The sequence below is a fragment of the Leisingera sp. ANG-M1 genome (assembly GCF_000813745.1).
Classification (GTDB): domain Bacteria; phylum Pseudomonadota; class Alphaproteobacteria; order Rhodobacterales; family Rhodobacteraceae; genus Leisingera.
In genome coordinates, this window is the sequence record NZ_JWLC01000025.1 from 169,235 (window position 1) to 194,939 (window position 25,705).

A 25,705-nucleotide genomic window follows, 5' to 3' on the forward strand; every position below is an offset into this window, starting at 1 on the left:
CAGATGCGCTATGGGGCGCGTCTGAATCGCAGAAAGTTGGTCTGATGTCCTTTACCCTCGCCATCGTGGGCCGTCCCAATGTGGGCAAGTCCACCCTGTTCAACCGCCTCGTGGGCAAGAAGCTGGCCCTGGTCGACGATCAGCCGGGGGTGACGCGCGACCTGCGCGAGGGCGAGGCGCGGCTGGGCGACCTGCGGTTCACGGTGATCGACACCGCGGGCCTGGAAGATGCCACCGACAACTCGCTGGAAGGCCGGATGCGGCGCTTGACCGAGCGGGCGGTGGATATGGCTGATATCTGCCTGTTCATGATCGACGCCCGTACTGGCGTCACGCCGACCGACGAAATATTTGCCGACATCCTGCGCCGCAAATCCGCGCATGTGATCCTTGCCGCCAACAAGGCCGAGGGCAACGCCGCCGAGGCAGGCGTTCTGGAAGCTTACGGGCTGGGCCTGGGCGAGCCGCTGCGGCTGTCCGGCGAGCATGGCGAGGGGATGCCCGACCTCTACGGCCTCCTGCAGCCGCTGGCGGAGAAATTCGAGGCCGAGGCGGTGGATCATTCCCCGGTCACTGATGTTGAGGTCTATGAGGAAATCGGCGAGGACGAGGAAGAGGTCGTTCCTGTTCCAACCGATGCCAAGCCGCTTCAGGTGGCCGTGGTGGGCCGTCCCAATGCGGGTAAATCGACGCTGATCAACAGGATTCTGGGCGAGGACCGGCTGCTGACCGGGCCCGAAGCCGGGATCACCCGCGATGCGATCTCGCTCAAGATCAATTGGGAAGGCGTGCCGATGCGGGTGTTTGACACCGCAGGCATGCGCAAGAAAGCCAAGGTGCAGGAGAAGCTCGAGAAGCTGTCTGTCTCTGACGGCCTGCGGGCGGTGAAGTTTGCCGAGGTGGTCGTGGTGCTGCTGGATGCCAGCATCCCGTTTGAGCAGCAGGACCTGCGGATTGCCGACCTGGCAGAGCGCGAGGGGCGCTCGGTTGTGGTGGCGGTCAACAAATGGGACGCCGAGGAGCACAAGCAGGAAAAACTGCGGGATCTGAAAGAGGCCTTTGGCCGACTTCTGCCGCAGCTGCGCGGGGCGCCTTTGGTGACGGTGTCGGCGAAGACCGGCAAAGGACTCAACCGGCTGCACGAAGCGATTATGCGCGCCTATGGGGTTTGGAACCGCCGGGTGCCGACCGCGGCGCTGAACCGCTGGCTGGTTGGCATGCTGGAACAGCACCCGCCACCCGCGCCGCAAGGCAAGCGGATCAAGCTGCGCTATATGACACAGGCCAAGAGCCGGCCGCCGGGATTTGTGGTGATGTGCTCGCATCCGGACAAGCTGCCGGACAGCTATAACCGCTACCTGGTCAACGGCTTGCGCGAAGATTTCGACATGCCGGGCACGCCGATCCGTCTGTATATGCGCGGCCAGGGGGACAAGAACCCCTACAAGGGCAAGCGGCAAAAGAACGCCGGTGCTTTGGCCAAGCATCTGAAGAAACCTGGCAGCTAACCTGGGAAACGGGCGGTGTTCTCCCGCCCGGCCCGGCACATTCAAAAGAATGCACCAGCCCCGTTGGGCCCGGCGCCGCCCTGACGGGCGGCGCTTTTGCGTTGCGCTGCAATTGCGCGGTCTTTTGCCTGCAAGCCGGCTTGTGCAACCGGCCGCATTCCTTTTGCAGGTCGGGTTTGCTACCCCCTTGGTTGTAATGTTACCGGCTGGCGGCCTTGTCTTTGGGTCGGCAGGGATTATCTGAATTTTAACCTTGGATGAGCCGTGCCTTTCGCACGGCTGTCACACAGAAAATTTATGAGCGAATACATGGATCTGAGGGCGCATACTCGCAAGTTCACAGCGAAGGACAACCGGCTGGCGCTGCTCAGCTATTGCGGAACCTTTGCGGTTTATTTCTCTGCGCTGGCCGTTGCCATAGGATTTGCCGGCCAGTGGTACATTCTGCTGCCTGCTGGTCTGGTTTTTGCCTTTGCTGCGGTGCGCCTTTATGTGCTGCAGCACGACACCGGCCACCATTCGCTGTTTGAAACCCGGCTGCAAAACGAGATCGCAGGCCATGTGCTTTCGCCCTTCACCTTTGCGCCGTTTGAGGTGATGAAACAGAACCATAACCTGCACCATTCCAACATTGGCAACCTTGAACACCGGGAGACTGGTGAGATCCACACCATGACCCTGCAGGAGTGGAAGGAAGCCGGGTTCTGGGAGCGGTTGGCCTACCGGCTGTACCGCAACCCGTTTGTTCTGGTGCCGGTTGGGGCTGCTTTTACCTATTTCATCCGATACCGCTGGCCCAAGAATACACTGCAGTTCGGGATACTGGGCGTTGTGCTGCACAATCTGGTCATCGCCGCGATGCTGGGGCTGCTGTACCTGGCTGCCGGGATGACAGGTGTTTGGATCTGGCTTGTTTTCTCCTTTCTGGGAGGCATGATCGGGGTTTTCCTGGTCTACCTGCAGCATAACTTCGAAGACACCTATTGGGACCGCCGCCCGGATCTGAATCCTCAGGTGGCGGCGCTGCAGGGATCCTCTTGCCTTGATTTCGGCTGGGCCTTTGATCTGGCGGTGGCAAATATCACGCTGCATGACATCCATCACTACAATGCCCGTATTCCGTCTTACCGGCTGCGCAAATGCCACTACAGCTTGCCGCCCGAATTTGGCTTGCGCCGCATCGGGTTCCGGGAAGCCTTGGGGGCGCTATCTTTAAAGCTTTGGGATGAAGAGAAAAAATACCTGGTCCCCTTCCCAGCCTGACCGGAACCGTGCAAGTCTTGCATAGAAGAATGGTAAGCGAGCTGAGCAAATAGGGGGGGCAGAGCGGGCATGACGCCGATACAGAAATTGCGGGGAGTGGGGCCGGCATTGGCCAAGATCCTGCTCGCCAACGGTGTGGAGACAGTTGAGGCGCTGGCAGCTTTTGAGGTTGCGCAGCTTCGCAGCATTCCCGGTATCGGGACCAATCGGGCAGCCAGCCTTAAAGAAGCGGCCAGAACGCATACAGAAGACCTGCAGAGAGCTAAGGCAGCGCCGGCCGGGCCCAAACGGGTGAATGGCAAACCGGATGCCGGCCGGGCCGCGGCACGTACGAGAACCACCCAGGCCGAGATGGATGCCAGGCTCGCCGAGGCTGAGGCCGCTCGCGCCGCCGCGGAAGAAAAGGCCGCCAGAGCGGAAGCCAAGGCCCTGAAAGCCAAACGCAAAGCGGCGTCCCTGGCCGTTGAATTCGCAGCAGCGCAGGTCAAGGCAAAGCAAAAGGCCAAGAAAGTGAAGGCCAAGGCGAAGAAAGCCATTGAAAGGGAAAAAGCCAAAGCCAAAGCGATCCTGGATGGCAAATACAGCCAGAAAGGCAAAGCTGGTCAGAAGAAAAAGAAGAAGGCGAAGAAGTAGCGTTACCGCACTGCTTGCAAAAGAAAACCGGCGCCTGGACAGGCGCCGGTTCTTGTTTGGCAAATGCGAAAGGTCAGACCAGCGTGCCCTCGGCAGTCAGGGTCAGCTTGCCGCCAAGATACGGCGCCAGCACCTCGGGAAGCTGGACCGAACCGTCGGCCTGCTGGCCGTTTTCCAGCACGGCGATCAGGCAGCGGCCCACTGCAAGGCCGGAGCCGTTCAGCGTATGCACGAATTGGGGTTTGCCGCCGTCCGCAGGTTTGAAACGGCCGTTCATCCGGCGGGCCTGGAAATCACCGCAGACCGAGACCGAGGAGATCTCGCGGTAGGTGTTCTGGCCGGGCACCCAAACCTCGATGTCGTGGGTCTTGCGGGCGCCAAAGCCCATGTCGCCGGTGCAGAGCACAATGGTGCGGTAGGGAAGGCCCAGACGCTCCAGAATGTCCTCTGCGCAGCGGGTCATCCGTTTGTGCTCTTCCAGGCTGTTGTCCGGATGGGTGACCGAGACCATCTCGACCTTCTCGAACTGGTGCTGGCGCAGCATGCCGGAGGTGTCCTTGCCGGCCGAGCCGGCCTCGGAGCGGAAGCACTGGGTGTGGGCCACATAGCGGCGCGGCAGGTAGCCTTCCTCAACCGTCATGCCGTTGACGATATTGGTCAGCGTGACTTCAGCCGTCGGCACCAGCCACCAGCCATTGGTGGTCTTGTAGCTGTCCTCGCCGAACTTGGGCAGCTGGCCGGTGCCGTACATCATCTCTTCGCGCACCAGCACCGGGGTCCAGGTCTCGGTCAGGCCGTTCTCATCCACATGGGTATTGATCATGAACTGCGCCAGGGCACGGTGGATGCGGGCGACCGCACCGGACAGCACCACAAAGCGGCTGCCCGAGAGCTTGGCCGCGGTTTCGAAATCCATGCCCGGCTTCACGCCTTCGAGCTCGAAATGCTCCTTGGCCTCGAAATCGAGCGCTTTCGGCTCGCCCCAGCGGCGGATTTCGACGTTGTCGTCCTCATCTTCGCCCAGCGGCACGTCGTCATGCGCCAGGTTGGGGATGGTGCCGAGCATATCGGTCAGCTGCTGGTCAAGCTCCTTGGCCTCGGCATTCATTGCCGCCACTTCGGCTTTCTTTTCGGCCACCAGAGCGCGCAGGCGCTCGAACTCGGCCTCATCGCCGCGGCCCTTGGCAGCGCCGACTTCCTTGGAGGCCTTGTTCTGCTCGGCCTGAGCGGTTTCCGCGGCCAGGATCTTGGCCCGGCGCGCCTCATCCAGCGCCAGGATCTCTGACGACACGCCCGCATCCCCGCGCCGCGCCACAGCGGCGTCGAAAGCGGCAGGATTTTCGCGGATAGCGCGGATGTCATGCATGAGAGTCTCTCCTAGCGTTGAATGGTATTTGAATCAGTAGACCCATCCTATGACGCAAGGGTGAAGAAAGGGGAAGAGGGGGGAGCCTAGTGGATCCAGACTGTTCCTGAGTTGCAGCTTGTGCAAATCGAAATCCGGATCAGTTCTATTTTAGGAAATGCAAATAGTGCAGCCAAAAAGCAGGAATGCGGACCGCGGCAAAGGGGGCAGGCTAATAGCTGCTTCAAGCCCACGCCAAAGTGATCAACCCGGTCTTGCGCCAGAGGCGGCAACACCCGAAATCGGCCGGGAACAAGAGGGACTGCTCAGATGCCTAAGGCCGTACTTTACCGCATGGATTTGCCCAACTACACCTGTGGCTATGGCACAGCCGCCCGGGATCTTCTGCATCGCGAAAAGTTCGAAGTTGAGGAGCACATCCTCCGAACACGCCGCGAAACCGATGCTTTCAAAGACAAGCACCACATCACCACAACGCCTCTTATCTTCATCGATGGCGTTAGGGTTGGCGGTTTTACCGACCTGAAGAAGCACCTCAAGGCACAAAAGCCCAAGCCGAAACGGTTCTGGAAGCGTTGAATTGCACAGTTTGGGGGCTTGCATCAGGCCGCCTGTACGTGTTTCCGGTGCTCAGGCTGCAATCTCGCTGCCGGGTTTCAAGGAAGCCGGAAACACCCAATTGTACTGAACCGGGAGTGCTGGGAGCCTTCTGAAAACCGAACAACCGTGCCAGGGCGCGGATTTGGCCTCTTTGGGGAGGCTGTGAGCCTTGCAACCCTTCCCCTCAACGCATAGGTTCCGCTGCAAAATTCCGGCGTGAAACCCCATGCCGCTTTGACAGAAGGAATATCCCATGGACGGTGGCGCAGTCGCCCAATTTCTCCCGCTTATCCTGATCTTCGCGATCATGTACTTCCTGCTGATCCGCCCGCAGCAGAAGAAGATGAAGCAGCATCAGGCGATGGTCGACGGCCTGCGCCGCGGCGACCAGGTGGTCACCCAGGGCGGTGTCATCGGCAAGGTGGCCAAGGTAAAAGAAGACGGCGAGATCGAAGTGGAAATCGCAGAAGGCGTCAAGGTGCGCGTGGTCAAGGCGACCATCGCCCAGGTTCTGAACAAGACTGAGCCTGCGTCTTAAGCATTTCCCGCAACGATCTGAAAAGGCAGGGCAATGCTGCAAATTGATCTCTGGAAGAGGGTGCTGATCTGGCTGGTATGCGCAGCCGGTATCATGCTTGCCCTGCCAAACGGGTTTTACACCCGCGTCGAACAGGCCAATGACGCCGCCGCCGACATCATCGCCAAGGGCGAGACGCCGGAGCGGCTGGAAGCGGTTGGCCAATGGCCGTCGTATCTGCCGTCGGGCCTGGTGAACCTGGGCCTTGACCTGCGGGGCGGTGCGCATCTGCTGGCCGAGGTGAAGGTCGAGGATGTGTATGAAGCGCGGATGGATGCGCTGTGGCCGGAGGTGCGCGACGCGCTGCGGCCCGAGCGCTCCGCCGTCGGCACCTTCCGCCGCCAGCCGGGCGCAGCGGATCAGATTCGCCTGAAACTGTCCAAGCCCGATGGCATGGCCCGCGCGCTGGAAGTGGTGCGCGAACTGGCAAACCCGATCACCACGCTAACTGGCGTCGGGGCCAATGACATCGAGGTCTCGGCCGAGGGCGATATCCTGGTGGTGCAGTTGAGCGATGCGGAGAAGATCGCCTCGGACGACCGCACCGTGCGTCAGGCGCTGGAGATCGTGCGCCGCCGGATTGACGAGGTGGGCACCCGCGAGCCGACCATTCAGCGCCAGGGCGCCGACCGGATCCTGATCCAGGTGCCGGGCATCGGCTCGGCCTCGGAACTGAAAGCAATCATCGGCACTACCGCACAGCTCACCTTCAATCCGGTTGTAGGCCGTGGCAGCGATCCGGACGCAGCCCCGGGCATCGGTAATGAAGTGATCCCGTCGCTGGACGAGGAAGGTTTCTACTACACCATTGAATCCGCTGCCGTTGTAACCGGCGAGGATCTGGTGGATGCGCAGCCGTCGTTCGACCAGAATGGCCGGCCTGCGGTGACCTTCCGCTTCAATACTTCCGGTGCGCGCCGGTTCGGGGATTACACTGCTGAGAACATCGGTTCGCCCTTTGCCATCGTGCTGGATGACGAGGTGGTCTCGGCTCCGGTGATCCAGTCGCATATCCCGGGCGGTTCCGGCATCATTACGGGCAATTTCACCATCGAGGAGAGCACCAACCTGGCTGTCCTGCTGCGCGCAGGTGCCTTGCCGGCCGAGCTGGTGTTCCTGGAAGAACGCACCATCGGCCCTGAACTGGGTCAGGACAGCATTGATGCGGGCAAGATCGCGACCATCGTGGCCTTTATCGCAGTGCTGGTGTTCATGGGACTCAGCTATGGCCTGTTCGGCCTCTTTGCCAATGTGGCGCTGATCCTGAACATCGCGCTGATCTTTGGTATGCTGAGCCTGATTGGCGGCACGCTGACCCTGCCGGGCATTGCCGGTATCGTTTTGACGGTTGGTATGGCGGTGGACGCCAACGTGCTGATCTTTGAGCGCATCCGTGAAGAGCTTAAGGCAGGCCGCGGCCCGGCCAAGGCGATTGACGAAGGCTACTCCAAGGCGCTGAGCGCCATTCTGGACGCCAACATCACCACCTTCATCACTGCGGTGATCCTGTTCGCCATGGGCTCCGGCCCGGTGCGGGGCTTTGCGATCACCCTGGGTCTCGGCATCATGACCTCGGTCTTCACCGCGATCTTTGTCACCCGCCTGATGATCGTCATGTGGTTTGAACGGCGCCGTCCGAAAACGATTGAGGTGTGATATGCGGCTGAGACTAGTTCCCAAGGAAACCTCCTTCGATTTTTTTGGCAAGGCCAAGCTGTGGCTGGGCCTGTCGGCGCTGCTGCTGGTGATCGGCATCGCATCCTTTGCGGTGCAGGGCCTGAACTTCGGCATCGACTTCCGCGGCGGCACCACCATCCGAACCGAGGCGTCAGAGCCAGTGGATGTCGGTGCCTACCGCGATGCGCTGTCGGTGCACCAGCTGGGCGACATTTCGATCACGGAGGTGTTCGACCCGGCCTTTGACGACGACCAGCATGTGTCGCAGATCCGTATCCAGGCGCAGGAAGGCGGCGAGGCGATCTCGGGCGAGATGATCGTGCAACTGAACCAGTCGCTGGACGCAGTGGCGCCGGGCATCAAGTTTGCTGCGGTAGAATCCGTTGGCCCCAAGGTCTCGGGCGAGCTGATCCAGACTGCGGTGCTGGCTGTCGCCTTGGCGATTGCGGCTGTTCTTGTCTACATCTGGCTGCGGTTCGAGTGGCAGTTTGCTTTGGGCGCGGTTGCAGCGCTGGTGCACGACGTGGTGCTGACCATCGGTGTTTTTGCCGCGCTGCAGATCAAGTTCGACCTGGCAATCATTGCAGCACTGCTGACCATCGTCGGCTACTCGCTGAACGATACCGTGGTTGTGTTCGACCGGGTGCGCGAGAACCTGCGCCGTTACAAGAAGAAGGACCTGGCCGAGGTACTGAACCTCTCGATCAACGAAACCCTGAGCCGCACCGTGATGACCTCGGTTACCACGCTGCTGGCGCTGATCTCGCTCTATGTGCTGGGCGGCGACGTGATCCGCGGCTTTGTGTTTGCGATGATCTGGGGCGTTATTGTCGGGACCTACTCGTCGGTGTTTGTCGCTTCCACCATCCTGCTGAAACTGGGCGTCAAGCGGGACTGGTCGAAACAGGCCAACACCACCGGCAACCAGTTCTCGAACATCGATGCTTGAGGCGTTCGAGGCAGCCCTGGCCACACCGGGGCTGTTCTGGCTGCTTGTCACCATCGGAGCCGCGGGTCTTGTCCGCGGCTTCACTGGTTTTGGCACCGCAATGATCTTTGTCCCTGTCGGGGCGCAGTTCCTGCCGTCGGCGGATGTGGTGTTCCTGATGGTGCTGATGGGGGTGTTTTCCACCATCACCCTGTTCCCGCAGGCCTGGAGCAATGCCGACCGGGCCGAGGTCGGGGCGCTGTCCATGGCGGCGGCGGTGACGGTGCCTGCCGGCCTGTGGGTGATGGAGCAGATGGATCCGCTAACCCTGCGCTGGCTGGCCGCGGGCGTAATCGGGCTGACACTGGCCGCGGTTATTTCGGGCTGGCGTTGGCAGGGTAAGCTTGGCTGGCCGGGCCGTTTTGCCATTGGCGGTGCGGCCGGCGTTGTCGGCGGCATGACCGGGCTGACCGGGCCGGTGGTGATTGTTTTCTACCTGGCCAATGTGCGCGATGTGGCGCGGGTGCGGGCCAACACCATCGTGTTCCTGGCCGCGCTGGACGTAGTTATTGCCGTCAACCTGATCTTCGGCGGGCTGGCCAGCCTGCAGGCCTTCATTCTGGCCGGGCTGCTGGGCATCCCCTATGTGGTTACAACGCTGACCGGCAAGGCTCTGTTTGATCCAAAGCTGGAGAAGCTCTACCGCTTTGCCTCCTATTCCGTGATTGCGCTGGCCGTGCTATCCAGCCTCCCGGTGTTTGACTGAAAGGAGCCCGCATATGCGCCTGAATGAAGTGAGTTATTCCGATGCGCAGCCGGTTGACGGCTATGGCGACGGGTTCTTCCGCATCGGCGGGCAGGTGTATCAGGGCGGGGTGCTGACATCGGCGGCGGGCACCGCGGCCTGGGACGGGTTCGGTGAGCCTGAGCCTTTGCTGTCGCTGGCCGGGGAAATTGATGTGCTGTTCATCGGCACCGGGCCTGAGATCGCCCATATCCCGGCAGACCTGCGAAAAGCGCTGGAGGAAGCCGGGCTGGGGGTAGAGGCGATGAATTCGCCCGCGGCCTGCCGTACTTACAACGTGCTTTTGTCCGAAGGCCGGCGGATAGCGCTGGCTGCTCTGCCGGTCTGAAGATGAATTTCTGATGTGTTTGACCTGCCGCAAAGCGGGCATCTGTTTAATGGTCTTTTCATGCGCCGGTGCAATGGGATAAGCGGAATTCATGACTTTGAATGTGACGGATCTGAGCGTGGCCCGCGGCGGCATCCCGGTGCTGGAGGGCGTGAGCTTTGCGCTTGAGCCGGGCAGGGCGCTGATCCTGCGCGGGCCCAATGGCATCGGCAAAACCACCCTGCTGCGCACCGTCGCAGGCTTGCAGCCGACGCTGAAGGGCCGGGTTGAGGGCGCCGAGGACCAGATCGCTTATGCAGCACATTCCGACGGGCTGAAGCCGACTTTAACAGTGGCTGAGAACCTGACGTTCTGGGCCAGCGTATTCGGACGCAATGGAATCGAACAGGCGCTGGACGGGTTTGATCTGCAGTCTTTGCGGGACCGCCAGGCGGGAGCCCTGTCCGCGGGGCAGAAGCGCCGCTTGGGACTTAGCCGGATGCTGGTCACCGGACGGCCTATCTGGATCATGGACGAGCCGACTGTGAGCCTCGACAAGACCTCGGTAGCGATGTTTGCAGAGGCGGTGCGGGCGCATCTGGGGCAGGGCGGCTCTGCCTTGATTGCCACCCATATCGATCTGGGGCTGGAGGCGGAAGTGCTGGACGTCGGCCCCTACAAGGCCAAGCCGCCGGAGATTGACGACTTTGACGGAGGCTTCCTGTGATTGCGCTTCTTCTGCGGGATCTGAAGCTCGCCTTCCGTGCGGGCGGGGGATTTGGCCTCGGTCTTGCGTTCTTTCTCATCGTGACTGTGATGGTGCCGTTTTCTGTCGGCCCGCAGTCCGAACTGCTGGCCCGCATCGCCCCGGGCGTGCTGTGGCTGGGGGCGCTGCTTGCTTGCCTGCTGTCGCTTGACCGGCTGCTGGCGCTGGATTGGGAGGACGGCTCGCTCGACCTCCTGGCCACTGCGCCGCTGCCGCTGGAAAGCACCGTCACCATCAAGGCGCTGGCCCACTGGATCACCACCGGCCTACCGCTGATCATGGCGGCGCCGGTGCTGGGGGTCCTTCTGAACCTGCCGGTGCAGGGCTTTCAGTGGCTGGTGATCTCGCTGCTGCTGGGCACGCCTGCGCTGTCCGTCATCGGCACCTTCGGCGCGGCGCTGACTGTGGGCCTGAAACGCGGCGGCCTGCTGATGTCCCTGCTGGTTATGCCGCTCTATGTGCCGACGCTGATTTTTGGCTCCGAAGTTGCCCGCCGCGGCGCCGAGGGCATGGCGGTACAGACGCCGCTCTTGCTGCTGGCAGGGATCTCCGCCGCCTCCATCGCCCTGTTGCCCTTTGCCAGCGCCGCTGTCCTGCGCGTCAATTTGCGCTGACCCAATGCCGCGCCCGTGAATTGAGAAACCCGAGAACAAGAGCTAAATAGCCACCATGTCGATCTGGGAATACGCCAACCCGAAGAAGTTCCTGGCCACCTCTGAGAAGGTGATGCCGGCCTTGTGGGTCAGCTCTGCGGTGCTGATCTCCGCGGGCTTGATCTGGGGCTTCTTCTTCACGCCGGATGATTACCGGCAGGGCTCCACCGTCAAGATCATCTTCCTGCACGTGCCCTCGGCCCTGATGGCGATCAATGCCTGGTTCATGATGCTGGTGGCTTCGCTGATCTGGGTGATCCGCCGCCATCATGTCAGCGCCCTGGCCGCCCGTGCTGCAGCCCCTGTCGGGGTGGTGATGACGCTGATTGCCTTGATCACCGGTGCGATCTGGGGGCAGCCGATGTGGGGCACCTGGTGGGCCTGGGACCCGCGGCTGACGTCCTTCCTGGTGCTGTTCCTGTTCTACCTCGGCTACATCGCCCTGTGGGAGGCGATCGACAATCCGGACACCGCGGCGGATCTGACGTCTATCCTCTGCCTGGTGGGCTCAGTCTTTGCGGTGCTCAGCCGCTATGCGGTGAACTTCTGGAACCAGGGGCTGCATCAGGGGGCGTCGCTGTCCCTGGATGAGAAGGAGAACGTTCACGATGCCTTCTCCTCGCCGCTCTATGTCTGCATGGCAGGCTTTGTGCTCTTGTTCCTTGCCCTGGTGCTCTACCGCACCGGAACTGAAATCCGCGCCCGCCGTATCAAGGCACTTATGGCGCGCGAACGGCTGGAGGCCTGATGCCCGATCTTGGAAAATACGCCGATACGGTGTTGTCGGCCTATGGTGCGTCGCTGTTGCTGCTGGCGGCGCTGGTGGTGCTGACGATCTGGCGCGGCCGCAAGGTGCGCCGGGAGATGGAAACCCTGGAAATGCGGATGAAGCGCAATGGCTAAGATCTCGCCGCTGATGGCGGTTCCCGGAGTGGTGTTCGCAGGCTTTGTCGGCCTGGCGCTGGTGGGGATGTTCCGGGAGGATCCGGACAGCCTGCCGTCTGCCCGTGAAGGCCAGCCCGCGCCGCCGGTGGTGATGGAAGAATTCCCCGGCAAGGAAATGTTTACGGATGAAACCCTGCGCGACGGCAGCGTTAAGCTGGTGAACTACTGGGCCAGCTGGTGCGCGCCCTGCCGCGCCGAACATCCGAACCTTGAAGCGCTCGCTGAGGAAGGCATTCCAGTCTACGGCGTCAATTACAAGGATCAGCTGGACAATGCCGAGGCTTTTCTGAACGAGTTGGGAGATCCCTACACGGCTATCGGCCGGGACGAGCGCGGCCGGATGGCGCTTGACTGGGGACTGTACGGCGTGCCGGAAACCTATGTGGTGGATGGCGACGGCAAGATAGTCTTGCGCTTTGCCGGGCCGGTTACCCAACGCGTCATTGAAAGCAGGATCCGCCCGGCGATGGACAAGGCGGCTGGCCGCTAGGCTTAGGGCTGGTCCTGAAGCGGGATGGTATAGGTTCTGAAGTCGGGCTCGGCGGCTGCCAGATCATGCACCCGCTCGAAGTCCTCCTGGCCGGAACGCCAGATCAGGTAATCGCTGAGCGCCTCAGCGCTTTCCCATTGCTGGAATACCGAGATTTCGTTGCGGTCGCGCGCCAGCAGAACTTCTGCCTGCAGATTGCCGGGGTAGGCGCGAACCTGTGCGGTCATGGCTGCTACCAATGCCGACAGTTCATCAAATTCCTCCGGCCTGGCCTGGAGAAGGATGATCACGCCTTCCTTCAAGATATGCTCCGGTCTTCTGCTGACAGCGGAAGCCTGCCATGCAATTGGCAATTTCCGGTAAATTTACGGTAGGGTCAACCGAAGATGGAAAGGTCCAGTTCCAGCCCGGTGCCCAGCCAGATCCCGTGGTCCCGGTGGTCCGCCAAGTCGTCGCCGCTTTCCGGATGAGCAAAGACCATAAGGCCGCCCCGGTTCAGCGCCAGCCAAGGTAGCAGTTCCGCGAATTGCTCGGGACTCGCAGCAAGCTGGCACGACCATCTGGGGTGCGGCCCAACGTTCCTTTCGTGGACGCGGCCCATGCTGACCCCGAACTGATCGGCAGCCTGCTGGCAAAGGCTGCGGGCCTGGGCGGCGGTGTCAGCGTCGAAATAAACGTGGGCGTGGTAGCCGGTTATGATGTCTGTCTGTTTCCTGCCGCCACTATTCCGGGCAGCGGTGGATTGCGCAATCTGCTGTTTGCGAACAGATCCTGTGCAAGCCGCCGTCAGACGCTTTCACTGCGGGCCGCGTCGTAGGCTGCACGGGAGGCGCGGATGCCAGGCTGATGCTCGTCGGCCCAGCTGGCCAGCTGGCGGATGGTTGCGAACAGGGATTGTCCGCGGTCCGTGAGCGCGTATTCCACTTGCGGTGGCGACAGGTCGAGAACCGACCGGCTGACCAGCCCGTCGCGTTCGAGATTGCGCAGGGTAACGGCCAGCATCCGCTGCGAGATCCCCTCGATCACCCTCCGCAGCGCGTTGAACCGGCAGGGGCCTTTGGCCAGCTCTATCACCAGAAGCACCGACCAGGCATCCCCTATCCGGTCCAGCACATCGCGGACGGGGCAGTCGTATTCGATGGCGCGGCGGCGGCTCATGAAGGTTCCTTTCAAGTAACCATGTGACGCGGAAATGCGTATTCCGGCCCCAATCCCAGGCGCCTATCTGGTTCTTATCAGTAACTATAGGATGAAAGGGAAGCGGAATGAAGCTCCTGATTATTGGCGCAACAGGGATGATCGGGTCGCGGATCACGGCGGAGGCGCTGGACCGCGGCCATGAAGTGATCGCAGCCGTGCGCAGCCCGGAGAAAGCCGGACAGCGCGGCGGCCTGCGGGCAGTAGAGCTGGATGTGACCGACACCGCGCGCCTGGCAGCGTTGGCCGCGGAGGCGGATGCGACCATCAGCGCTGTCAGCCCGCGCAGCACCGGCGATGCAATTGCCGAGGCCAACGCTTATGCGGAGGCTTTGATCGCCGGGCTTCAGGGCCGGCGGCTGCTGCTTGTTGGCGGCGCGGGCTCGCTGAACTTGCCGGACGGGTCACCGGTGGCGGATGTGGTTCCAGAACTCTACCGCGCGGAGGCGCAGGGTATGCGGCAGGCGTTTGAGAAGATCGCTGCCAGCGCACTGGACTTCGCAGTTCTGGCGCCGGCCGGGCTGATCGAGCCGGGCGAACGCACCGGGACGTTCCGCCTGGGCGGCCGTACATTCCTGACGGACGCCGAGGGCAACAGCCGGATCTCGGCCGAGGACTATGCGGTTGCGCTGCTGGATGAGGCCGAGGCGCCGAAACATCCGCGCCAGATTTTCACTGTTGCTTACTGACCCTGTTCTTCTAAGGAAAAAATCATGAAAACTCTTATTTCATCCGCGCTTGCAGCGGTTCTTTCAACTGCGGCGCTGGCTGCGGACCTGAAAATCTCTGACTACAATCCGGGTACAAACGGGCTGTTTGCCGTGACCTCCTCGCTGATTGAGGGCCCAAGCGAAGTGATCCTGGTCGATGCACAGTTTGAACGCGACGATGCGGAAGAGCTGGTCGAGATGATCCAAGCAACCGGTAAGACCCTCACCGCGGTCTTCATCAGCCACAAGGACCCGGATTTCTATTTCGGTGTGGACCGGATCCGCGAAACTTTTCCGGATGTGAAGATCCTTGCGACCCCGGCGACGGTGGCTGGCATTGAAAAGACAATCCAGCTCAAAAATGATTTCTGGGGTCCGATCCTGGGCGAGAACGCCCCGCGCGATTTGATTGTGCCTAAAGTCATTGAAGGCAGCACGCTGCTGGTCGATGGCGAGGAAGTGCAGGTGGTGGGGCTGGACGGCCACGACCCGGCGCATACTTTCCTGTGGGTGCCGTCTGCCAAGACTGTTCTTGGCGGAGTGCCGGTTTACGAAAATGTGCATGTCTGGATGGCAGATAACCAAACGCCGGAAAGCCGGGAAAACTGGCGGAGGACGCTGGATCAGATCCTGGCGCTGAACCCGGAACGGATCATCCCGGGCCATTACATGGATGATCCTGCCAAGGATGCCTCAAGCGTGGCCTTCACCCGCAGCTATATTGCCGCCTTCGAGGAGGCCTCGGACAAGCTGGAGGGCTCAGCTGCAGTGATCGCCGCGATGACTGCTGCACATCCCGGGTTCGTCAACACCGGCGATCTGGAGCTGAGTGCCCAGGTGCTGGAGGGCGAACGCGCCTGGCCCTGATCCGGCAGCGTGGTTTGGGGCTGCGGCCCTAAGGGACCGAGAAAGTTCGGAATTCCTGCTCGCGGCGCATGGTGGCGCTGCGAGCATCGAAATCGCCCCTTTCAGCCCGCCAGGTCAGGTAACGGTCCAAGTGATCCAGTGATTCCCACAAGTGGAAGATGGCGATCTCAAAGCGGTCGCGGTTGATCCCTGCATGGGCTTCGAGACAGCCGGGAAAACGGCGCGTGCCGGGAAGCATTGCCAGCACCGCCTGCACGTGGTCTTCAAATGTGTCTTCATCCGGGTAAACGACGGCAATAGCTGCTTCTTTCATGCTTTGGCGCCTGGCTGTCTGGATGTCCTGCGCGGACATAATTATGCTTTTAAAATGCACCTTTGCATAGCTGAACTGAACGGTACAGCGGGTATCTTCTAATTTCTTCTTGCCCCGAAGTTGCAAAGCAGCCGTTTACAGTAGGCGGTGCGGGAAGCCAGGCCTTCAGCAGGCGTTACTCGCGCCGCGGCGCCGTAGGAAACAGCCTTTAATGTTAAAGCCGGGTCGCGCAGTATGCCGGCCATTAGAGGGCAGAAGCCTTGCCCGACTCACTGGAAGGCAACGAAATTGGCCATTGCTGGCAGATTAATGAAAACGCTGCTCAGCGGGGCGGCAGCCTGCTGTATTATTGGTGCCGAGGCGCAGGCGGAGACGGTTCTTCGTTTCTGCTATGATCCCTATCCGCCGTATACGCTGGGAGACTCCGGGATCCCGACCGGAGGGCTGAAGGTCCAGTTGCTGAAAGCGGTGACCGAGCGCATCGACGGTGTCTCTGCTGCTGTAGTGCTGTTGCCTTGGCAGCGATGCCAGGCGCAGGCGAAAGCCGGTGAAGCGGACGGGATCCTTCCGCTGTTCAAATCTGCGGACCGGGAAAGCTATTTGGCCTTCACCGAGGGCACCTTCCAACAGACAAATACGTTTTGGTACAATCGGCGCCGCTACCCGGATGGGGGCGCCGTGAATGGGGATTACACCAATGTTTCCGGTCTGCGGCTGGGCATGGTGAATGGCAGCGTCATCGACCAAGAGATGGAAGCGGCGTTTTTAGCTCACAATCCGATTGTCCGCAGCGGCGACGTGCGGAGCCTGATGCAAATGCTTCTGTTTGACAGGATTGATGTGATCGCCATCGATGGCGCCGTTGGCCGCTATCACGTTGCACAGAATGGCTGGCAGGACAGGATTGCGGCCGTCAGCACACCAATTTCCAGCAGATATTCGCACTTTGGCTTGTCCAGGGCTTCCGGCGCAGACGCCTATCTGGAGCGCTTCAACCAAGCCATTGCAGAGTTGCGAGCGGAAGGCAGGATTGAGGAAATCCTCCATAGCGCGGACTACACGCAATAGACGGGCAGGCGTGGCCGGTTTCTGGCCTTGGGCGGGGAAGAGACAGCGTCCTGAGCCGGCCCAAGGAGTCTTTTCGATCACGGCAAAGAAAAGGGCGCCTGAAGAGGCGCCCTTAACATCATGAAATGCCAATTCTTTACGACTTGGCCAGGTTGCGCAGCACGTAGTGCAGCACGCCGCCGTGCTCAATGTACTCGATCTCGGGCGCGGTATCGATGCGGCACTTCAGGGTGATCTCTTTTACCGAACCGTCCGCCATGGTGATTGCGCAAGGCACTTCCTGCAGCGGCTGGATGGTGTCCAGACCGCTGATCGACACGGTCTCGTCGCCGGTCAGGCCCAGCGACTTGCGGGTGTCGCCACCGGTGAATTCGAACGGAATGACGCCCATGCCAACCAGGTTGGAGCGGTGGATACGCTCAAAGCTTTCCGCGATCACGGCTTTGACGCCCAGCAGCGCGGTGCCTTTCGCCGCCCAGTCGCGCGAGGAGCCCGCGCCATACTGTTCGCCGCCGAACACCACCAGCGGGGTGCCCGCTTCCTGATGCGCCATCGAGGCCTCGTAGATCGAGGTCTGTTCGCCATCGGGGCCTTTGGTGTAGCCGCCCTCGACGCCGTCCAGCATCTCGTTCTTGATGCGGATGTTGGCGAAGGTGCCGCGCATCATGATCTCGTGGTTGCCGCGGCGCGAGCCGTAGGAGTTGAACTCACGCGGCTGCACCTGGCGCTCCAGCAGGTACTTGCCGGCCGGGGTGGTGGTGGCAAAGGAGCCCGCGGGCGAGATGTGGTCGGTGGTGACCATGTCGCCCAGGACCGCCAGAACCTTGGCGCCTTCGATGTTCGAGATGGTGCCGGGCTCGGTGCCCATGCCCTGGAAGTAAGGCGGGTTCTGGATGTAGGTCGAGGTCGCGGGCCAGTCATAGGTTTCCGCGTCGGTGGTCTCGACCGCCTGCCACTTCTCGTCGCCTTTGAAGACGTCAGCGTATTTCGATTGGAAGGCTTCGCGGGTGACGGTCTGTTCGACCAGTTCCGCGACTTCCTGGGTCGAGGGCCAGATGTCTTTCAGGTAGACATCGTTGCCGTCCTTGTCCTGAGCAATCGGGTCAGACGCCAGGTTGATGTCCATGGTGCCGGCCAGCGCGTAGGCCACGACCAGCGGCGGCGAGGCCAGGTAGTTGGCACGTACATCGGGTGAGATACGGCCTTCAAAGTTGCGGTTGCCCGACAGGACCGAGGTTGCCACCAGATCGCCCTCGGCAATTGCTTCGGAGATCTCCTGCTGGATGGGCCCCGAGTTACCGATACAGGTGGTGCAGCCGTAGCCCACCAGGTTGAAGCCGACCTTGTCCAGGTCTTCCTGCAGGCCTGCGGCTTCCAGATAGGCGGACACAACCTGCGAACCCGGTGCCAGCGAGGTCTTGACCCAAGGCTTGCGGTCGAGGCCCAGAGCAGCCGCCTTGCGCGCGACCAGGCCTGCGCCGATCATCACATAGGGGTTGGAGGTGTTGGTGCAGGAGGTGATGGACGCAATCACAACCTTGCCCGACTCCATGGTGTAGTCTTCGCCTTTGACGGCGACTTCCTTGCCCATGGGCCGCTTGAAGGTCTCTTCCATCTCTTTCGAGAAGGCCGACTTGGCGTCGGTCAGCGCAACATAGTCCTGCGGGCGCTTCGGGCCGGAGATCGCAGGCACAATCGAACCCATGTCCAGGGTCAGGGTGTCGGTGTAGACCGGGTTGTAGTCTGCACCGCGCCAGAAGCCGTTTTCCTTGGCGTAGGCTTCGACCAGGGCGATGCGGTCCTCGTCGCGGCCAGTGTTGCGCAGGTAGCGCAGGGTTTCGCCGTCGATCGGGAAGAAGCCGCAGGTGGCGCCGTATTCCGGGGCCATGTTGGCGATGGTGGCACGGTCTGCCAGCGGCAGGCGGTCCAGGCCTTCGCCGTAGAATTCGACGAACTTGCCAACCACGCCCTTGGCACGCAGCATTTCCACCACTTTCAGAACCAGGTCGGTGCCGGTGGTGCCTTCGACCATCTCTCCGGTCAGCTCAAAGCCGATGACCTCGGGGATCAGCATGGAGATCGGCTGGCCCAGCATTGCGGCTTCGGCCTCGATGCCGCCAACGCCCCAGCCCAGAACCGCGGCGCCGTTGACCATGGTGGTGTGAGAGTCGGTGCCGACCAGCGTATCCGGGTAAGCAACTTCTTCACCGTTCTGGTCGGTATCAGTCCAGACGGTCTGCGCCAGGTATTCCAGGTTCACCTGGTGGCAGATACCGGTACCCGGCGGCACAACGCGGAAGTTGTTGAAGGCGTTCTGGCCCCACTTCAGGAACTGGTAGCGCTCCATGTTGCGCTCATATTCGCGGTCCACGTTCATCTGGAACGCGCGCGGGTTTCCGAACTCGTCGATCATCACCGAGTGGTCGATGACGAGGTCGACGGGAACCAGCGGGTTGATCTTGGCGGCCGAGCCTTTCAGGCCGACGATGCCGTCGCGCATGGCGGCAAGGTCGACAACGGCGGGAACGCCAGTGAAGTCCTGCATCAGAACGCGGGCAGGGCGGTAGGCAATCTCGCGCGGGTTCTTGCCGCCCTGTGCGCCCCATTCCGCAAAGGCCTTGATGTCGTCGGTGGAGACGGAGAAGCCGCCATCCTCGAACCGCAGCATGTTTTCCAGCACCACTTTCAGCGCAGCAGGCAGCTTGGAAAAGTCGCCAAAGCCGGCCTCGGTGGCGGCGGGAATGGAGTAATAGGAAATCGACTTGCCGTTAACGCTCAGCGTTCTGCGTGCGTTGGCATTGTCCTGACCGACGGTGATAGGCATGTTTGGCCTCCCTCAAGAATTTCAGATCGGGAATTCGCTGCCTGCTAAATGCATGAGGAAGATTAAGCATTCAATAGCCCAAACGCCGCAGGCGGCACTTTTGTATGCGATTGTACACATTTTTTACGCTTGGGGCGCTCGCACCCGGCTCAAAAATGATTGATTGGCCTTACAGCAGCCACATCTTTAGACCAGATGCCTAAGAAACAGTGTGGGCGATTCATGAAACTTCTGGCGACAATTGCAATAGCTCTTGGACTGGCTGCGCCGGTGTACGGCCAAAGCACGGCGGAACCTGTGGTGGTGGAGCTGTACACGTCGCAAGGCTGCTCGTCCTGCCCGCCGGCCGATGCGCTGCTGCACAAGCTGGCAGAGCGCGACGATGTGCTGCCGCTGGCGCTGCACGTCGACTACTGGGATTACATCGGCTGGAAGGATGAGTTTGCCAGGCCTTCCCACACCAAGCGGCAAAAGGGATATGCCCACGCGGGCGGCCGCCGGATGATCTACACGCCGCAGATGGTCATCATGGGGCAGGACGATGTGGTCGGCGCCGATGCCATGGAAGTGGCTGATGCCATCGCCAAACACAAGGATCAGCCGCGCCCGGTGTCATTGGACGTTGAACGCCGGGGCGAAGAACTGGTGATCCGGCTGCAGCCGCGGGTTCAGATGCCGGACAGCAAGCTGGTCGTGCAGCTGGTCCGCTACACTCCGCAGCAGACCGTCAGCATCAAGCGCGGGGAGCTCGCCGGACGCACGCTGTCCTATGCCAATGTGGTTGAGGATTGGACAATCGCAGCCGAATGGGACGGGGCAGGCGACCTGGAGATCTCGGTTCCCGCTCCGGGCAGCCAGCCTGCCGCAGTTCTGGTGCAGGAAGCGCCGTTCGGGCGCATCGTCGCCGCAGCGCGGGCCGATTGACGGCCTGGGTTAATCAGCTGCTGGTTTGGCCTCTGCCTTAGGTTTGGCAAAAGCGGCCTTGTGCTTCCAGCGGCGGTGGATCCAGAACCATTGACCAGTGTGTTTGCGCACGATGGCTTCCAGATCCGCGCTCAGCGCCTTGGTCATGGTCAGCGGGTCGCTATGGGGCACTTCGGCGTTCATCACAACTTCGAAGTCCAAACCGTTTGCCTGGCGCACTGCGTAGACCGGGATCAGTGCCGCGCCGAACTTCATCGCCAGTTCCGCAGGAACCGTTGAAGTGACAGCTGGTTTGCCGAAGAAATCGATCAGCTCGCCGCCTTGCGCATGGAGATCGGTGACAATGGCGGCAATGCCGCCTTTTTTCAGGTGACGGACAAGTTCCACCATGCCCCGCTTGCCCTGTTCGAACATCAGGTCGTGATTGGCCTTCATGGCGGCAACGTAATGCTCGTTGAAATAGGGGTTTGCCATCCGGCGGTACAGCGACCCCATCGCATGGCCGCGGGCGACCAAGGCGGCGCGGGCTGCGTCGTAGTTGCCAAAGTGGGCGGTTGCCAGCAGGACCGGGCGGCCTTCAGCCCGGGCTTTTTCCAGCGCGTCCAGGCCGGGACCGGTGATGGGGGCCTTGCGGGCCCGGTCATAGAACATCTCGCCGGCATAGAGCTCGGCGATCATCCGTCCGGCATTGTCGCTGACGTCGCGGTAGAGCTGGCCTGCATCGAGCCCGGACAATTCCGGACTGACCAGTTTCAGATTATCGCGCACCCGTTTGTCAAAGCCAGCCAGCCGGCCCATCGCAGTGACCAGCCGTCCCATCAGCGGCACACGCATCCGGTAGGGAAACAGCCGCATGCCCAGCAGCAGCCCGCGCAGGAACAGGTTGCTGCCAAAGTATTTGACGTGGCTCCAAGTGGAGAGCTCAGAAGGATTTACGGGCATGGCGTCTGGATGGCTGCGGCACGGCAATGCGGCTGGAAGCCCGTATCATAAGCACCTGTTTCAGCAGGCACAAGCAACTCCGGCCCCGCCGCCGGCAGCGGCAGGCGCCGGTTACGCGGCGGCAGGCTCAGTTTGGCGGCGGTCAGCCCTCTTCTTCTTCATCAGAGGCCAGCTCGATTTCGCCGGTCGCAACCAGGTCGCGCATGGCCGAAATGATCATGCTAAAGGCCGCCTCGCCATCGCTGCGCTTGACCTTGCCGCGCTCTGCCACCTCTTCGCGGATGTTGTCGGCCATCCGGCTGGACATGTTCTCCAGCAGGAAGTCGTTGGTGGCGACGTCCTCTTCGTCGGTGGCAAAGGCCATCGCGGTCACCAGATCCGGCTGAGACAGTACCCGCATCAGTTTCGGCACATCGGTCTTCTGCATCCGTTCGCCGATCAGCGCGTAGGTGAAGATCGCCTTGCGGACACGGGTCGCGAATTCCTCGTCTTCTTCGTCCAGAGCTGTCAGAACCTCGTCGCGCTTGGCTGCGGCGGCCTCCGTCAGAATACCACCCAGGCGCTGACCCGGCGTTTCGTCAAACGCCAGCTCGGGCCGCGCTTCGACTTGGGCGGCCAGCGACAGGCCGATACGGTCGACTGTTTCCGGAGTCACATTTGCGGTGTGGCTCACAGCATAGGTGATACGGCGCGCCACCGGCCCGGGCAGATGCACCAGCATCTGCGCCGCCTTGGCGGTGTCCAGCTTGGAGAGCAGAACGGCTGCCACCTCGGTGCTTTCGGCTTCGGCCAGCTCGGCCAGATCTTCAGCAGGCAATTGCTTGAGCCGTTCCCACGGGTCGCCGAACTGGCGCACGCCGGCCTCACGGCGCAGGCGGCTGTGGGTGTAGCGGCTGATCTTGCCTTCCATGGCGTTCAGCGCGCCGGCCAGGCCGTTGGGGAAATGCAGGCCGACATTGTCCAGCAGGTCGGCAAACTCGCCCGCGACTGCGTTCAGCGTTTCGCGGTCGACGATACTCATCTTGCCCATCTGCTGGGTGAGTTCCAGCTGCAGGTCATCGGGCAGTTCTTCCAGCGGGATTTCGGCGCCTTCGTTCAGCAGCAGCCGGACGATGATCGCGGCCTTGGCCTTGCCGCTCAGCCCGGGGCCGGAGGCCCCAAGGCCGCCCCCGCCGCCGAGAGGAGCCGGGGCAGCAAACCCGCCAAGGTCCGATCCGCCACCAGCCATAGGAAGCGCCAGCATATTGTCTTGAGGCATTCTCGCACCCTACCAAAGATTCTTCTTGATCCAGGGGCAGAATAGGCCGCAAGCCGTAAAAAAATGCTGAAGCCTAGTAGTTGTAGGAAGCGCCTGTTTCCAAGGCGTTGCGCAGTGAGGCTTCTGCCCATGTCCCGTCGCCGCCCCGCGCCCGGATCTCTTTCCACTGTACCAGCGCGGCGCCGTATTTGCCCTGTTGCACAAGGCCTTGACCCATATACGAACGGGCAAGGTGGTTATCCGGATCCTGCGCCAGCGCCTGATCGTAATAGGCCTGGGCCTGTTCCAAATTACCCATTTTGCGATGCGTGAAGCCCCAATAAGTCAGCACCAGGGAATCCTGCTGGTTGGCCATCGCGCTGAGCACCGCCTGGGCGTCCTCCTGGCGGCCTGCATAAGCCAGCTCGCGCACTGCGCCCATCAGCTCCTGCTGGTTCAGAGATGATTTCCGGGCCCGCACGCAGCGTTTCTTTTCGTCGTCCCAGACCCGCTTTCCTTTGCAGGTTTTGGTGGTCTCGGAGGGTTTCGGCGGGTTCCAGTCGTTGCCGCCGGCAGCAAAGGCCGCCATTGGAAGGGTCAAGGCAGCGGCCAGAGCAAAATAACGCATATCATCAACTCCTGATGTGCAAAGTCATGTTGAATGTACTCTGAGAACCCGCGGGGCGGCGACTTTATTCATTTCACAAATGCGTTTTTTGATTTTGACGGCAGCAGCGAGGCGCAAACTTCATCGGCGAGCGCTTGCAAGACAAAAGGGCGAAGGCAGGCAGTGCTAAGCTTGCTGCAAAGCCGGTCCTGTGTTCAGGTGAAACAAGAGTCATCCTAGAATGCTAAATCCTGGCAGCAGTTCCCAAGATGAGAAGACTTTCAGTTTCAGAATACCTTTCAGAACAACCGCTTTCAGAGGAAGAAGTGGCTGATTTCCTGGTGCAAGCGGCGGCGGATACAGAGTTTCTGGCTGCATACCGGAAGTTCATTCAACTGAGCCGCAAGCCTAATAAACGCAGACCGGAATTTCGGGAAATGGAAAGAGCAGGGTCCGCAGTGGCGAACTTCATGGGCCTGTTTCTTAGTGTAAAGGGCCATTGCTTGACTGGCATGCCCCAGCTTCGTTCTGCCGTGGAAGAGAAATTGCTCTGATTGCTGTACTAGAGCGGCCGCGCGCCGGCCCGCGCCTAGGCTTGCGGATTCCGGGTTGAATTTGCATAAGCAAAGGCCGGGGTTGGGACGCGGAGAAAAGAAAACGCCCTGCAGTGCAGGGCGTTTTTTTGATGATGGATTGAACGGTTTACTCGCCGAACACCCGTTTGAAGATCGTATCGACATGCTTGGTGTGGTAGCCCATGTCGAACTTTTCGTTGATGGCTTCTTTGCCCAGGGCGGCAACCACATCGGCGTCGGCCAGCAGCAGCTCACGGAAATCAACGCGATCTTCCCAGACTTTCAGGGCGTTGCGCTGAACCATGGCATAGGCATCTTCACGGCTGACGCCTGCTTGGGTCAGCGCCAGCAGGACGCGCTGCGACATCACCAGGCCAGGGAACTTGTTCATGTTGTCCAGCATGTTCTCGGGGAACACCAGCATCTTGTCGATGACGCCGGCCAGGCGGTGCAGGGCAAAGTCCAGGGTGACGGTGGCGTCCGGACCGATGCCGCGCTCAACGGAAGAGTGCGAGATGTCACGCTCGTGCCACAGGGCCACGTTCTCCATCGCCGGGATCACGGTCATGCGGACCAGGCGGGCCAGGCCGGTGAGGTTTTCGGTCAGAACCGGGTTCTTCTTATGCGGCATCGCCGAGGAGCCTTTCTGGCCCATCGAGAAGAATTCCGCGCCTTCCAGCACCTCGGTGCGCTGCATGTGGCGGATTTCCACGGCAACGTTTTCGATCGAGGAGGCAATAACGCCGAGGGTGGCAAAGAACATCGCGTGGCGGTCGCGCGGGATCACCTGGGTCGAGATCGGCTCAGCGCGCAGGCCCAGCTGCTCGCAAACGTGCTCTTCGACCGCCGGGTCGATGTTGGCAAAGGTGCCAACCGCGCCGGAGATCGCGCCAGTGGCGACTTCCCAGCGGGCCTTTTCCAGGCGGTTCTTGTTGCGGTCCATTTCAGCATAGAAGCGCGCAAAGGTCAGGCCCATGGTGGTGGGTTCGGCGTGGATGCCGTGGGAGCGGCCGACGCGCACAGTGTCCTTGTGCTCCAGCGCGCGCTTTTTCAGCGCGGCGAGCAGCTTGTCCATGCCATCCAGAAGCAGGTCTGCGGCGCGCACCAGCTGCACGTTCAGACAGGTGTCCAGCACGTCCGAGGAGGTCATGCCCTGATGGACAAAGCGGGCTTCTTCGCTGCCCACATGTTCGGCCAGGTGGGTAAGGAAGGCAATCACGTCGTGCTTGGTGACGGCTTCGATCTCGTCAATGCGGGCGACATCGAATTCCACATCCTTGGCTTTCCACACCGCGTCAGCGTTCTCGCGCGGGATCACGCCGAGGTTGGCCATTGCTTCGCAGGCATGGGCCTCGATCTCGTACCAGATCTTGAATTTGGTTTCGGGCGACCAGATGGCGGTCATCTCGGGACGGGCATAGCGCGGGATCATGGGCGGAAGCACCTTTATGTGATTGTGCAGCAGATGCCCGGCCTATTAGAGGAGGAGAGGCAGGACAGCAAGGCTGGGAGGATGGGATGAGGCAGTTTGCCCTGATGATTGCGGTATCATGTGCGGTTTCGCCGGTTTCGGCGGCAGAGTGGCGGGTGCTGAATGGAGAGGAAGTGCAAGCGGCGCTGGAAGGGCGCAAGCTGGTGTATGGGAACGGTGCCTGGCAGGAGTTCCGGGCTTCGGGAAGGACGCTGTATAATGCGGGCCGCGACAGCTGGGGGTATTGGGGGGTGCGGGACGGGAAATACTGCTCCACCTGGCCGCCTTCGGATCTCTGGGCCTGTTATGCGCTGGAAAGCGATGGTGCGGCGCTGCGCTTTGTTGGCGACGGCGGTGATGTCACCACCGGCCGTTACGCGGAACAATAAGGGGGTTTCTCCCGCCTGCGTTTCGGCCTTCTTCAGAAGGCCTGCCGCAGTTGGGCCGGGCGC

General features: G+C 61.4%; 30 protein-coding genes. 20 read left to right on the forward strand and 10 right to left on the reverse strand.

From position 1 onward, the window contains the following. The first annotated feature begins 44 nt into the window (after positions 1–44). The 3 genes from der (at position 45) to RA19_RS20150 (ending at position 3,404) form a co-directional block, all read left to right on the forward strand. Positions 45–1,508 carry a ribosome biogenesis GTPase Der gene (gene der, locus RA19_RS20140; RefSeq protein ID WP_039166120.1) on the forward strand — a complete coding sequence of 488 codons (1,464 nt, stop codon included), beginning with the start codon at positions 45–47 and terminating at the stop codon, positions 1,506–1,508. A gap of 309 nt (positions 1,509–1,817) precedes the next feature. Beyond that, complete coding sequence (locus RA19_RS20145; protein ID WP_039166607.1) at positions 1,818–2,771, forward strand: fatty acid desaturase; 954 nt, start codon at positions 1,818–1,820, stop codon at positions 2,769–2,771. Positions 2,772–2,879: 108 nt separating this feature from the next. Further along, positions 2,880–3,404, forward strand: coding sequence for a helix-hairpin-helix domain-containing protein (locus RA19_RS20150; protein ID WP_241479111.1), 525 nt, complete (start codon positions 2,880–2,882; stop codon positions 3,402–3,404). A 73-nt stretch (positions 3,405–3,477) separates the two neighbouring features. Here RA19_RS20150 and serS read toward each other — a convergent pair whose 3' ends face one another. After that, complete coding sequence (gene serS, locus RA19_RS20155; RefSeq protein WP_039166124.1) at positions 3,478–4,770, reverse strand: serine--tRNA ligase; 1,293 nt, start codon at positions 4,768–4,770, stop codon at positions 3,478–3,480. Positions 4,771–5,079: 309 nt separating this feature from the next. Here serS and RA19_RS20160 point away from each other — a divergent pair, with 309 nt between their 5' ends. From RA19_RS20160 to RA19_RS20210, 11 genes are all read left to right on the forward strand, one after another. Continuing rightward, complete coding sequence (locus RA19_RS20160; protein WP_039166126.1) at positions 5,080–5,349, forward strand: glutaredoxin family protein; 270 nt, start codon at positions 5,080–5,082, stop codon at positions 5,347–5,349. A 274-nt stretch (positions 5,350–5,623) separates the two neighbouring features. Beyond that, complete coding sequence (yajC, locus tag RA19_RS20165) at positions 5,624–5,908, forward strand: preprotein translocase subunit YajC (RefSeq protein ID WP_039130110.1); 285 nt, start codon at positions 5,624–5,626, stop codon at positions 5,906–5,908. A gap of 33 nt (positions 5,909–5,941) precedes the next feature. Beyond that, positions 5,942–7,603, forward strand: a complete 1,662-nt coding sequence (gene secD, locus RA19_RS20170; RefSeq protein ID WP_039166128.1) for a protein translocase subunit SecD — start codon at positions 5,942–5,944, stop codon at positions 7,601–7,603. A 1-nt stretch (position 7,604) separates the two neighbouring features. Next, on the forward strand, positions 7,605–8,573 hold the full coding sequence (gene secF / locus RA19_RS20175) for a protein translocase subunit SecF (protein ID WP_039166130.1): 969 nt from the start codon (positions 7,605–7,607) through the stop codon (positions 8,571–8,573). Then, entirely contained in the window at positions 8,566–9,318 is a 753-nt protein-coding gene (locus tag RA19_RS20180; protein WP_039166133.1) for a TSUP family transporter, read from the forward strand. Before secF ends, RA19_RS20180 begins: the two co-directional genes overlap by 8 nt. Positions 9,319–9,331: 13 nt before the next feature. After that, a complete protein-coding gene (locus RA19_RS20185; protein ID WP_039166137.1) occupies positions 9,332–9,685 on the forward strand; it encodes an Mth938-like domain-containing protein in 354 nt (117 codons plus the stop codon). A gap of 91 nt (positions 9,686–9,776) precedes the next feature. Then, positions 9,777–10,391 carry a heme ABC exporter ATP-binding protein CcmA gene (gene ccmA / locus RA19_RS20190; RefSeq protein WP_039166139.1) on the forward strand — a complete coding sequence of 205 codons (615 nt, stop codon included), beginning with the start codon at positions 9,777–9,779 and terminating at the stop codon, positions 10,389–10,391. Further along, complete coding sequence (gene ccmB, locus RA19_RS20195) at positions 10,388–11,044, forward strand: heme exporter protein CcmB (RefSeq protein ID WP_039166141.1); 657 nt, start codon at positions 10,388–10,390, stop codon at positions 11,042–11,044. The genes ccmA and ccmB overlap by 4 nt, the downstream gene beginning before the upstream one ends. A gap of 55 nt (positions 11,045–11,099) precedes the next feature. Then, the gene (locus RA19_RS20200) at positions 11,100–11,831 is read left to right on the forward strand and encodes a heme ABC transporter permease (protein WP_039166144.1); all 732 of its coding nucleotides are present in this window, start codon (positions 11,100–11,102) and stop codon (positions 11,829–11,831) included. Then, positions 11,831–11,986: a heme exporter protein CcmD gene (ccmD, locus tag RA19_RS20205; RefSeq protein ID WP_039166147.1), complete on the forward strand. Its 156-nt coding sequence runs from the start codon at positions 11,831–11,833 to the stop codon at positions 11,984–11,986. The genes RA19_RS20200 and ccmD overlap by 1 nt, the downstream gene beginning before the upstream one ends. Further along, complete coding sequence (locus RA19_RS20210) at positions 11,979–12,518, forward strand: DsbE family thiol:disulfide interchange protein (protein ID WP_039166149.1); 540 nt, start codon at positions 11,979–11,981, stop codon at positions 12,516–12,518. Before ccmD ends, RA19_RS20210 begins: the two co-directional genes overlap by 8 nt. Before the next feature lie 2 nt (positions 12,519–12,520). Here the strand turns inward: RA19_RS20210 and RA19_RS20215 are convergent, their stop codons facing one another. From RA19_RS20215 to RA19_RS20225, 3 genes are all read right to left on the reverse strand, one after another. Continuing rightward, complete coding sequence (locus RA19_RS20215) at positions 12,521–12,808, reverse strand: putative quinol monooxygenase (RefSeq protein WP_241479112.1); 288 nt, start codon at positions 12,806–12,808, stop codon at positions 12,521–12,523. An 86-nt stretch (positions 12,809–12,894) separates the two neighbouring features. Beyond that, complete coding sequence (locus RA19_RS20220; RefSeq protein WP_342586091.1) at positions 12,895–13,308, reverse strand: DOPA 4,5-dioxygenase family protein; 414 nt, start codon at positions 13,306–13,308, stop codon at positions 12,895–12,897. Continuing rightward, positions 13,305–13,676 carry a winged helix-turn-helix transcriptional regulator gene (locus RA19_RS20225; RefSeq protein WP_039166155.1) on the reverse strand — a complete coding sequence of 124 codons (372 nt, stop codon included), beginning with the start codon at positions 13,674–13,676 and terminating at the stop codon, positions 13,305–13,307. The genes RA19_RS20220 and RA19_RS20225 overlap by 4 nt, the downstream gene beginning before the upstream one ends. A gap of 107 nt (positions 13,677–13,783) precedes the next feature. Between RA19_RS20225 and RA19_RS20230 the strand changes: the two genes are divergently transcribed. Both RA19_RS20230 and RA19_RS20235 read left to right on the forward strand, forming a co-directional pair. Continuing rightward, positions 13,784–14,404 (forward strand): NAD(P)-dependent oxidoreductase, encoded by a 621-nt coding sequence (locus RA19_RS20230; RefSeq protein WP_039166158.1) that lies wholly within the window; start codon positions 13,784–13,786, stop codon positions 14,402–14,404. A 24-nt stretch (positions 14,405–14,428) separates the two neighbouring features. Further along, the gene (locus RA19_RS20235) at positions 14,429–15,292 is read left to right on the forward strand and encodes an MBL fold metallo-hydrolase (RefSeq protein ID WP_082020634.1); all 864 of its coding nucleotides are present in this window, start codon (positions 14,429–14,431) and stop codon (positions 15,290–15,292) included. A 28-nt stretch (positions 15,293–15,320) separates the two neighbouring features. On the opposite strand, the gene RA19_RS20240 is transcribed toward RA19_RS20235, so the two are convergent. Then, complete coding sequence (locus RA19_RS20240) at positions 15,321–15,605, reverse strand: antibiotic biosynthesis monooxygenase (protein ID WP_039166609.1); 285 nt, start codon at positions 15,603–15,605, stop codon at positions 15,321–15,323. A gap of 309 nt (positions 15,606–15,914) precedes the next feature. On the opposite strand from RA19_RS20240, the gene RA19_RS20245 reads away from it, so the two are divergent. Further along, positions 15,915–16,673 carry a substrate-binding periplasmic protein gene (locus RA19_RS20245; protein WP_039166164.1) on the forward strand — a complete coding sequence of 253 codons (759 nt, stop codon included), beginning with the start codon at positions 15,915–15,917 and terminating at the stop codon, positions 16,671–16,673. 136 nt (positions 16,674–16,809) lie between these two features. Here the strand turns inward: RA19_RS20245 and acnA are convergent, their stop codons facing one another. Next, complete coding sequence (gene acnA / locus RA19_RS20250; protein WP_039166167.1) at positions 16,810–19,497, reverse strand: aconitate hydratase AcnA; 2,688 nt, start codon at positions 19,495–19,497, stop codon at positions 16,810–16,812. Positions 19,498–19,719: 222 nt separating this feature from the next. Here acnA and RA19_RS20255 point away from each other — a divergent pair, with 222 nt between their 5' ends. Beyond that, positions 19,720–20,421, forward strand: a complete 702-nt coding sequence (locus RA19_RS20255) for a DUF1223 domain-containing protein (RefSeq protein WP_039166169.1) — start codon at positions 19,720–19,722, stop codon at positions 20,419–20,421. A gap of 9 nt (positions 20,422–20,430) precedes the next feature. On the opposite strand, the gene RA19_RS20260 is transcribed toward RA19_RS20255, so the two are convergent. The 3 genes from RA19_RS20260 to RA19_RS20270 form a co-directional block, all read right to left on the reverse strand. Then, a complete protein-coding gene (locus RA19_RS20260) occupies positions 20,431–21,363 on the reverse strand; it encodes a lysophospholipid acyltransferase family protein (RefSeq protein ID WP_039166172.1) in 933 nt (310 codons plus the stop codon). Positions 21,364–21,505: 142 nt separating this feature from the next. After that, the gene (locus RA19_RS20265) at positions 21,506–22,621 is read right to left on the reverse strand and encodes a flagellar motor switch protein FliG (protein ID WP_039166175.1); all 1,116 of its coding nucleotides are present in this window, start codon (positions 22,619–22,621) and stop codon (positions 21,506–21,508) included. 73 nt (positions 22,622–22,694) lie between these two features. Further along, positions 22,695–23,228, reverse strand: coding sequence for a tetratricopeptide repeat protein (locus tag RA19_RS20270; protein WP_039166177.1), 534 nt, complete (start codon positions 23,226–23,228; stop codon positions 22,695–22,697). A gap of 248 nt (positions 23,229–23,476) precedes the next feature. Here RA19_RS20270 and RA19_RS20275 point away from each other — a divergent pair, with 248 nt between their 5' ends. Then, on the forward strand, positions 23,477–23,761 hold the full coding sequence (locus RA19_RS20275; protein ID WP_152615837.1) for a hypothetical protein: 285 nt from the start codon (positions 23,477–23,479) through the stop codon (positions 23,759–23,761). Between the two features lie 148 nt (positions 23,762–23,909). Here the strand turns inward: RA19_RS20275 and purB are convergent, their stop codons facing one another. Further along, complete coding sequence (gene purB, locus RA19_RS20280) at positions 23,910–25,214, reverse strand: adenylosuccinate lyase (RefSeq protein WP_039166182.1); 1,305 nt, start codon at positions 25,212–25,214, stop codon at positions 23,910–23,912. Positions 25,215–25,300: 86 nt separating this feature from the next. On the opposite strand from purB, the gene RA19_RS20285 reads away from it, so the two are divergent. After that, positions 25,301–25,642, forward strand: a complete 342-nt coding sequence (locus tag RA19_RS20285) for a hypothetical protein (RefSeq protein ID WP_039166185.1) — start codon at positions 25,301–25,303, stop codon at positions 25,640–25,642. Positions 25,643–25,705 lie beyond the last annotated feature (63 nt).